The sequence below is a fragment of the Methylobacterium gnaphalii genome, from assembly GCF_007992215.1.
GTDB classification, from domain to species: domain Bacteria; phylum Pseudomonadota; class Alphaproteobacteria; order Rhizobiales; family Beijerinckiaceae; genus Methylobacterium; species Methylobacterium gnaphalii.
Window position 1 is genome coordinate 1 of record NZ_BJZV01000106.1, and the last position, 933, is coordinate 933.

A 933-nucleotide genomic window follows, 5' to 3' on the forward strand; every position below is an offset into this window, starting at 1 on the left:
GGGCGCATTGCGGTACGGAGCCGTGACGAGATCGGTCGTCTGGGGACGACTCTGAACGCGATGGTCGGGGGGCTGGCGGATCTGGCGCGCACCAACCGCTCGGCCACGGCCAACCTCAACGCGGCGGCTGCCGAGATCCGGGCCTCGGCCCAGGAGCAGGCGGCCAGCGTCGAGGAGCAGTTCGCCGCCGTGCAGGAGACCGCCGCCACGGTCGACGAGATCACGCATTCGGGCGCGCAGATCTCGAAGCGCGCCACCGACGTGATCGCCACGGCCCAGGCTTCGGCTCAGACCGCCCGGCAGGGCCTGCGCGCGGCCTCCGACACGGCCAAGGCGATGGAGCTGATCCGCGAGCAGGGCGAGGCGGTGGCCGGCAACATCGTCGCCTTGAGCGAGAAGACCCAGGCGATCGGCGAGATCATCACCACGGTCAACGACGTCTCCGAGCGCACGCACCTGCTCTCGCTCAACGCCGCCATCGAGGCGGCGGCCGCCGGCGAGAGCGGGCGCAGCTTCGCCATCGTGGCGGCCGAGATGAAGCTCCTGGCCGACCAGGCCAAGGCGGCGACGGTGCAGGTGCGCTCGATCCTCTCGGAGATCCAGCGCGGCATCAACTCGTCGGTGATGCTGACGGAGGAGGCGGTGAAGCGGGCGGCGGCCGGCAAGACGCGCACGGATGCCACGGTGCGCACCATCGAGGAGATGGCGACGCGGGTGGAGGAGAGCGTGCAGACCTTCCAGCAGATCGTGGCCTCGACCAACCAGCAGCAGCTCGGCATCGAGCAGGTGATGGGCGCGCTGCAGAACATCCGCCAGGCCAGCCAGCAGACCTCGGCCGGCACGCGCGAGGTCGAGATGGCCTCGGCCAACCTCACCGAACTCGCCCAAAGCCTGATGACCCTCGCCGAACGGTATCGGGTCTGAGAAGCCGGG

1 protein-coding gene is annotated in these 933 nt (G+C 70.2%); it reads left to right on the plus strand.

The genetic code is table 11. The features are described from left to right. Positions 1-924: methyl-accepting chemotaxis protein (locus MGN01_RS23295; protein ID WP_170246143.1), on the plus strand; the 924-nt coding region annotated here is incomplete at its 5' end. Positions 925-933: the final 9 nt, after the last annotated feature.